The organism is Tabrizicola sp. (assembly GCF_036781545.1).
In the GTDB taxonomy this organism is placed as follows: Bacteria; Pseudomonadota; Alphaproteobacteria; order Rhodobacterales; family Rhodobacteraceae; genus Tabrizicola.
Genome location: NZ_DAIQAT010000264.1, coordinates 1 through 2,779, shown reverse-complemented (window position 1 = coordinate 2,779; position 2,779 = coordinate 1). Strand labels below are relative to the sequence as shown.

6 protein-coding genes are annotated in these 2,779 nt (G+C 64.6%); all 6 read right to left on the bottom strand.

Annotated features, from left to right (window positions below):
- Positions 1-19: 19 nt before the first annotated feature.
- The gene (locus V7Q39_RS20440; protein ID WP_107754800.1) at positions 20-421 is read right to left on the bottom strand and encodes an MbcA/ParS/Xre antitoxin family protein; all 402 of its coding nucleotides are present in this window, start codon (positions 419-421) and stop codon (positions 20-22) included.
- A 58-nt stretch (positions 422-479) separates the two neighbouring features.
- Positions 480-1,124, bottom strand: coding sequence for an antitoxin of toxin-antitoxin stability system (locus V7Q39_RS20435; RefSeq protein ID WP_107754799.1), 645 nt, complete (start codon positions 1,122-1,124; stop codon positions 480-482).
- On the bottom strand, positions 1,117-1,536 hold the full coding sequence (locus tag V7Q39_RS20430; RefSeq protein ID WP_107754798.1) for a hypothetical protein: 420 nt from the start codon (positions 1,534-1,536) through the stop codon (positions 1,117-1,119). The genes V7Q39_RS20435 and V7Q39_RS20430 overlap by 8 nt, the downstream gene beginning before the upstream one ends.
- 76 nt (positions 1,537-1,612) lie before the next feature.
- Positions 1,613-1,810: a hypothetical protein gene (locus tag V7Q39_RS20425; RefSeq protein ID WP_107754797.1), complete on the bottom strand. Its 198-nt coding sequence runs from the start codon at positions 1,808-1,810 to the stop codon at positions 1,613-1,615.
- Between the two features lies 1 nt (position 1,811).
- Entirely contained in the window at positions 1,812-2,189 is a 378-nt protein-coding gene (locus tag V7Q39_RS20420) for a DUF6915 family protein (RefSeq protein WP_107754796.1), read from the bottom strand.
- A gap of 10 nt (positions 2,190-2,199) precedes the next feature.
- Positions 2,200-2,691, bottom strand: a complete 492-nt coding sequence (locus V7Q39_RS20415) for a DUF6878 family protein (RefSeq protein WP_284165685.1) — start codon at positions 2,689-2,691, stop codon at positions 2,200-2,202.
- Between the last annotated feature and the right edge of the window lie 88 nt (positions 2,692-2,779).

Here is a 2,779-nt window from a genome sequence, read left to right as displayed (position 1 = left end):
TCAGAAATCTCGGTCTGCTTCATGCCCCACCACGCAACGCATCGAGATAGGTCCGAACCGCGAGAATTTGCGGCAAGCCCCCGTCGATGGCGGTGTCAACCGGACGGCTTCCCCCAAAGAGCGGCCCCGTGTTCGGTCGGGTGAACCAGCTTCGCGCGAGCGGCTCGGAGAAGTAGAGTTCGAGCGACTTGTAGATGCCGATCACCGCACTGAGCCGCAACAATTGGTCCTTGGTCAGTTCTCCCGCAAAGTCCGGCTTCTTGGCGCGCTTCCATGTGCTCTCCGACATATCGGCAAGGCCAGCCGCTTCCTTGAGGCTGAGACCCCAGGCATCGGCCACGCGCGCATAGGCCTTCAACGCAACGGCGTTGATCTGTGCGGGTTCCCGGATTTTCTCAGCAATGTACATGGCGCCCTCCATTGGCCTGAATATAGATCATATGGCCTCATTGTAAAGCTCAAATGAACTGTCCGCGCTCTCACCCAAACCTGCGCCCGGCTTCGGTGAAAGTGTACTCGTTCACGATGATCCCCTCCTCGATGGCCTCGTCAGAGGTCAGGTGGTCGTATTCAGCCTGAAGCTGGCGGTAGAGCCAGCGGGCCAGATCACGCAGCGCCTCGGTCACGATCTCCTCGGCGTCCTCGGTGGGCGGCTGCCAGGTCGGACCGTCGCGCGTGACGTCAACTGCCATGGTGTATTCATGGTAGTAGCGCCCGCGATGGCTGACCTCGGCGGCGAGCTGATAGAAGTTCCGCCGCTGGATGGCCTGCAGCCGGTCGGCGATGCCGCGCAGCGTCGCGTCGGTCGGGGCGTAGTCCCGGATGCGCGCGGCCGCGCCCTTGGCGTGGCTAAGGTAGCCCTCGAAGCAGGCCCCGTCGCCCTGGCTCCAGAACCCGGAGAACCAAATGCAGGGCTTTGCCCGCGTGCCGCCGCCCATCAGGCGGACGGGCGTGGTCTTCAGGCGGATGCCGAGGATTTCGCAGACCCGCTCGAAATCCTCGTAGACCGCGTCCCACCAATCGTCGTGGGGGCCAAGCTCGCGATACCAGCTGCGCGCTTTTTCCTTGGCGGCATCGGAGAGTTCAGGGAACTGGTAGACTGTGGTGCAGATGACCTCAGGCATGTGCGTCCTCCCCGTTCAGCGCGGCGGCCAGCCATTCCTGGCCGCTCGTCCAGCCGACGGATTTGCGCGCGCCGAGGTCGATGACATGCGCGCCGCCGCCGAAGGCGTCGAGGCGAGGCCGGGAACAGGTCAGGGCGTACTGGAACCCCCAGAGACCGGTGAGGTCGAGCTCTTCGGCAAGGCGCAGCACGAAACGGATGACCGCATCGACATCGCCGTGGTCATCGTCATGGATCCAGAGGGTGCTGCCCTCGGGTGCATCTTGGCGCACGAGATCAAAGCCCGTGACCTCCGGGTCGTCGGCATCCTGATCGGTTTCGCGCAAGCTCTGGAACAGGGCAAGCGCGCGAGCGGCCTTGTCGGGAGTGCCGACGTCGAGCAGGCACGAGAAATGGGTGAAGTAATCCGCCATGGGAACCTCCTGAATGGGGAAGACCCGGCCAAGAGGCCGGGCGGTGTGTCGGGATGATGGGGGTGGTTGGGCGCGATCAGCCGGTGGGCTTGTCGCCCGCCGCCTGTCGCGCGACATGCGCGCAGAGCATCTGCCGGTAGAAGCGCTTACGCGCCGTCCGAAAGCCGCGAACGGCGCGCGTGTCGGGGTGGAGCGCCCGGATCGCCGCGCGCAGGACGGTGAAGGGCGAGGCCGTCACGGGCAGGCCGAGGCGCTGATATGCGGGGTCGGTCATCTCAGGTGACCTCGACCACGGGTGAGGCAAGATGTGGATCGACCAGCGCCTCAATCTGCGCGGCCCGGCCCATCCATGGCTCGGGTCGGATGGCCTTCACCCAATCAGCGAAGCTCGGGATGAAGCCCAGATCTTCCTTCACATGCTGCTCGCCGACCCAGCGGGTCGGGATGATGCGCCCGGTCGAGAGCGTGAGGGTCACCCCAAAGATCGTCTCGGCCATGAAGATGCCCTCGGCATGGTGGCGCAGCGCCCGGTGCCGAAAGTCCGCAGTAATCTCCTTGCTCTGGTCGAACCAGGCATGCACCGCGATGAAGTCGTCGACCGTGCCGCCCCATGTTTTCACTGAGGACAGGGCGTGGTGATAAGGATGTGCCATCGCCGCCCCCTTAGAAATCGTGGGTATGGAGTTCGGACGACGTGAACCGTTCGTTGAACTCGAGGTGGATGCAGCGGACCGCGGCGTCGAAGCAGAATTCGCCCCAGGCGCCGTCGTTGTTCTCCCAGCCGCCATGGGTGTCGGAGAGAAAGTCATAGGCCAGTTGCTCGACGACATCCTCCAGCGAGAGCTGCCGCATCTCGACCTCGGGATCGTCCCAGGTGAGCGCGGCGTATGCGATCACGGTGGCGGGAAAATCGACGGCGGTCTCGCCGGACCAGGCGCCGATGCTTTCGATCTGGCCACTGTCCCCGGCACCGTCAAAGGTGACAGTGACATGGGTGATGCCAGCGGCCGTGAGGCCGTCGAAAAGGCGGTCCTTGTTGCCCGGGCGCAGCGCTTCGATCCGGGCCGCGCGCGCGGCATGCGCGGCGAAGATCTGTGCCATGTCGACGGTCGAGGGTGCCATCGGCGGCGTGAGGGTGGGTTCAGTCATGTTCATCGGGTATCTCCGGAAAAGGAAAGGGATCGGAGTCGGGCCGGGCGATCTCTCTCCCCCGGACAAGCTCCAAATCCCCCCTGCCCTTCTC

Bases quoted from the DNA above. Each gene is read 5' to 3' on its own strand.
- V7Q39_RS20440 (WP_107754800.1), bottom strand. From the start codon at position 421: ATGGAGGGCGCCATGTACATTGCTGAGAAAATCCGGGAACCCGCACAG.
- V7Q39_RS20425 (WP_107754797.1), bottom strand. From the start codon at position 1,810: ATGACCGACCCCGCATATCAGCGCCTCGGCCTGCCCGTGACGGCCTCG.
- V7Q39_RS20435 (WP_107754799.1), bottom strand. From the start codon at position 1,124: ATGCCTGAGGTCATCTGCACCACAGTCTACCAGTTCCCTGAACTCTCC.
- V7Q39_RS20430 (WP_107754798.1), bottom strand. From the start codon at position 1,536: ATGGCGGATTACTTCACCCATTTCTCGTGCCTGCTCGACGTCGGCACT.
- V7Q39_RS20420 (WP_107754796.1), bottom strand. From the start codon at position 2,189: ATGGCACATCCTTATCACCACGCCCTGTCCTCAGTGAAAACATGGGGC.
- V7Q39_RS20415 (WP_284165685.1), bottom strand. From the start codon at position 2,691: ATGAACATGACTGAACCCACCCTCACGCCGCCGATGGCACCCTCGACC.